The organism is Microbacterium sp., from assembly GCF_031178525.1.
In the GTDB taxonomy this organism is placed as follows: domain Bacteria; phylum Actinomycetota; class Actinomycetes; order Actinomycetales; family Microbacteriaceae; genus Microbacterium.
The window spans coordinates 1-3,034 of record NZ_JAPSJA010000277.1; the positions used below are offsets into that span (position 1 = coordinate 1).

At 69.8% G+C, this 3,034-nt stretch carries 6 protein-coding genes; 1 reads left to right on the forward strand and 5 read right to left on the reverse strand.

Going from position 1 to position 3,034, the window contains the following annotated elements:
• Positions 1 to 13: 13 nt before the first annotated feature.
• The 5 genes from RIF89_RS13075 to RIF89_RS13095 form a co-directional block, all read right to left on the reverse strand.
• Positions 14 to 286 (reverse strand): glutaredoxin family protein, encoded by a 273-nt coding sequence (locus tag RIF89_RS13075; protein WP_309069534.1) that lies wholly within the window; start codon positions 284 to 286, stop codon positions 14 to 16.
• Positions 287 to 295: 9 nt separating this feature from the next.
• Positions 296 to 589 carry a rhodanese-like domain-containing protein gene (locus tag RIF89_RS13080; protein ID WP_309069535.1) on the reverse strand — a complete coding sequence of 98 codons (294 nt, stop codon included), beginning with the start codon at positions 587 to 589 and terminating at the stop codon, positions 296 to 298.
• Between the two features lie 96 nt (positions 590 to 685).
• Positions 686 to 784 (reverse strand): 30S ribosomal protein bS22, encoded by a 99-nt coding sequence (locus RIF89_RS13085; protein ID WP_003792170.1) that lies wholly within the window; start codon positions 782 to 784, stop codon positions 686 to 688.
• Between the two features lie 131 nt (positions 785 to 915).
• Positions 916 to 1,107 carry a helix-turn-helix domain-containing protein gene (locus tag RIF89_RS13090; protein WP_055992940.1) on the reverse strand — a complete coding sequence of 64 codons (192 nt, stop codon included), beginning with the start codon at positions 1,105 to 1,107 and terminating at the stop codon, positions 916 to 918.
• A gap of 127 nt (positions 1,108 to 1,234) precedes the next feature.
• Positions 1,235 to 2,161 carry a TetR/AcrR family transcriptional regulator gene (locus RIF89_RS13095; protein WP_309069536.1) on the reverse strand — a complete coding sequence of 309 codons (927 nt, stop codon included), beginning with the start codon at positions 2,159 to 2,161 and terminating at the stop codon, positions 1,235 to 1,237.
• 103 nt (positions 2,162 to 2,264) lie between these two features.
• Between RIF89_RS13095 and RIF89_RS13100 the strand changes: the two genes are divergently transcribed.
• Positions 2,265 to 3,034 (forward strand): ATP-binding cassette domain-containing protein (locus RIF89_RS13100; RefSeq protein WP_309069537.1); only part of this gene is annotated, 770 nt, incomplete at its 3' end.

Here is a 3,034-nt window from a genome sequence, read left to right on the forward strand (position 1 = left end):
CGGGGTCGGGCATTCAGGCGCGCGCGTTCGCGGCCTCGGTCAGGGCGGTGCGCAGCCGGTCCGGCGATACGCGCCAGTGGCCGTGCAGGCGGTCGTCGATCAGCACGACCGGGATCTTCTCCCACCATGCGTCGTACAGCGCGGGGTCGTCCTGAATGGAGGCCTCGCGCACCTCGACGGCGTCGGCGACATCCGTCGGCAGTTCCGCGAGCACCTCGTCGATGACCTCGCGCGCGACGTCGCACAGGTGGCAGTCGGGCTTGCCGATCAGTGTGAGCGTCGTCACGTCGCGGCTTCAGAGATCGATCGGGTAGCCGGCCTCGCGCCACGCGCTGGTGCCGCCGGCGACGTTCGTGACCTCGTAGCCGCGCTGGCTGAGCGCCTCCACGACCCGGCCCGAGCGACCGCCGACCTCGCAGATCACGTCGAACGGCTCGGCGGGCAGGTCACCGATGCGCTCCCCGAGCTGCGACATCGGGATGTTGACCGCGCCCGGCACGTGGCCGGCCTCGAACTCGTGCACCTCGCGCACGTCGACGAGCGGAACGTCCTTGCGGGCGTGCAGATCCTGCACCGAGATCTCGTTCATACCCCTCATTATCCGGCGTCCCGCGAGGACGGGCGCGCCCCCGGGAAACCAGAAACGCCGGCCCGAAGCGGGACCGGCGTCAGTGGTTGCAGCGTCTTACTTCTTGTTGCGACGCTGGTGGCGAGTCTTGCGAAGCAGCTTGCGGTGCTTCTTCTTCGCCATGCGCTTGCGGCGCTTCTTGATGACAGAACCCACGGAAACCTCACAATGTCAGGGGGTTGGACGTCGAGCCAGCGGCGTCCGGGAACGAGCACGGCGAAACGTGCCTTCGGGACAGTTTACCCTATGCGGCGCACGCGACCCGCGAGAGCCCGACCGGGACGCTGTCAGCCGGCGTCGGCGATGGGGCGCTGCAGCGCGGCGGTCACCGCCGACTCGGGCACGCGGTAGCTGCGCCCGAAGCGCACGGCGGGAAGCTCCCCCGAGTGGACGAGCCGGTACACGGTCATCTTGGACACGCGCATGATCTCGGCGACCTCGGCGACCGTCAGGAACCGCACGTCCGGCATCTCAGGCACTGGGCCTCCCTCTTCACTATCGCTTCACTTTAGGGGTTGCGCGCGTCGGATGTAAACCCGAGTGACCGCTGGTGCCCATGGGACGGATGAGCGTCCGGATCCGCGCCATGACGCGGATCGCGGGCGCTCAGTTCTTGCGCGCGAGCCGCTCCCGCGCCTCGCGCGCGGCCTGCCGCTCCTGTTTGCGCGCCGCCGCGAGCGCACGCTGCGCATCCCGCACCGCGCGGCGTGCATCGCGGTAGCGCTTGTCCGCGAGCAGCGCCCCCTCGTCGTCCTCTTCGGTGAAGATCGGCGCCGACCTCTCGCCGCCTTCGGCGAGTCGTGAGATGTACGCCTCGACACCGTCGAGGGCGCGGTCGAGCCCGAACCGGAACGGATCCCGCTCCGACATGATCACGCCCGAATCGATCGCGTCGCGCAGCTGCGGATGACTGTCAGCCGAGACGACGGCATCGAGCAGGGCGTGCTCCCGGACGGCGATCTCGTCCGGGGTCAGGCCGGTGTCGTGCGACTGCGCGGCGTACCCCGCGAGCACGAGGCCGTTCCAGCGCGCGAGACCCGTGGTGAGCAGGGCCACCGCCATCCGCTCGTCCGCGTCCAGACCTGTGCCCTCGAGAGCCGCGAGACCGGCCTCGATCCACGCCGAGCTCGCCGGCGTGACCGGCATGCCCGTGATGGGGATCGACAGCACCCATGGGTGGCGGGTGAAGATCCCCGCCTGCGCGCGGTAGAGCACCTCGAGCTTCGCGCGCCAGCCCTCGACATCCCGCACCTCCTCGGGGGGCAGCCCGGTGGCCTCCTCCTGCATCAGCAGCAGCAGGTCATCCTTGGCGCTGACATAGCGGTACAGCGACATGGGCGTGAAGCCGAGCCGCTTCGCGACGGCCGCCATCGACACCGCGGCGAGGCCCTCGGAGTCGGCGAGCTCGACGGCCGCGTCGACGATGCGCTCCACACTCATCTCGCGCTTCGGCCCGCGCTGCGGATTCGCTGCGACACCCCAGGCGAGCGCGATGCCGCGCGGCAGCTCGATGGGCTCGTCGGCTTCGGTCATGCGGCCAGTCTAGGTCTGTATATGACGTAAACAGTGTGTTACCGTCATAAACAGTTTCGCTTATACACAGTTCTGCGATCCGCGCCATACGAGAGGAGAGACGATGGAATCCGCCATCCACGCCGAACGCCTGACCAAGGCCTTCGGCAGAGGGACCACGCGACGCACAGTGCTCGACGGGCTCGACTTGCAGGTCGCACGGGGTGAGGTGTTCGCACTGCTGGGGCCGAACGGCGCCGGCAAGACCACGACGATCGCGATCCTGACGACGCTGCTGAAGCCCGATGCGGGGCGCGTGCACGTCGCGGGATACGACGTCGCGCGTGCTCCGGGCGAGGTGCAGCGCCGCATCGCGCTGACCGGCCAGGCCGCCGCGGTCGACGACGTGCTGACCGCGGCCGAGAACCTCGTGATGTTCGGACGACTGTCGGGACTCGGTCGCGTCGCGGCACGCCGCCGCGCCGCCGAGCTGCTCGAGCGCTTCGACCTCACCGCGGCCGCGCAGCGACCCGTCGCCACGTACTCGGGCGGCATGCGGCGTCGGCTCGACCTCGCGCTCAGCTTCGTCGTGCAGCCGGAGGTGCTCTTCCTCGACGAGCCGACCACCGGCCTCGACACCCGCAGCCGCCGGGAGCTGTGGGACGTGATCCGCTCACTCGCAGACAGCGGCACGACCGTGTTCCTCACGACCCAGTACCTCGAGGAGGCCGATCAACTCGCAGACCGCATCGCCGTGCTGCACGACGGCCGGATCGCCGCACTCGGCACGGCGGCCCAGCTGAAGTCACGGGTGGGTGGCGAGACCGTCGAGCTGCACGATGCGGACGGCAACGTGATCGACGCCGTGGCCGCGGACGGGACGGTCGCCGGCGT

What these genes read in the sequence shown, in the direction of transcription:
- RIF89_RS13080 (WP_309069535.1), bottom strand. Translation starts at nt 589, where the DNA reads ATGAACGAGATCTCGGTGCAGGATCTGCACGCCCGCAAGGACGTTCCG.
- RIF89_RS13095 (WP_309069536.1), bottom strand. Translation starts at nt 2,161, where the DNA reads ATGACCGAAGCCGACGAGCCCATCGAGCTGCCGCGCGGCATCGCGCTC.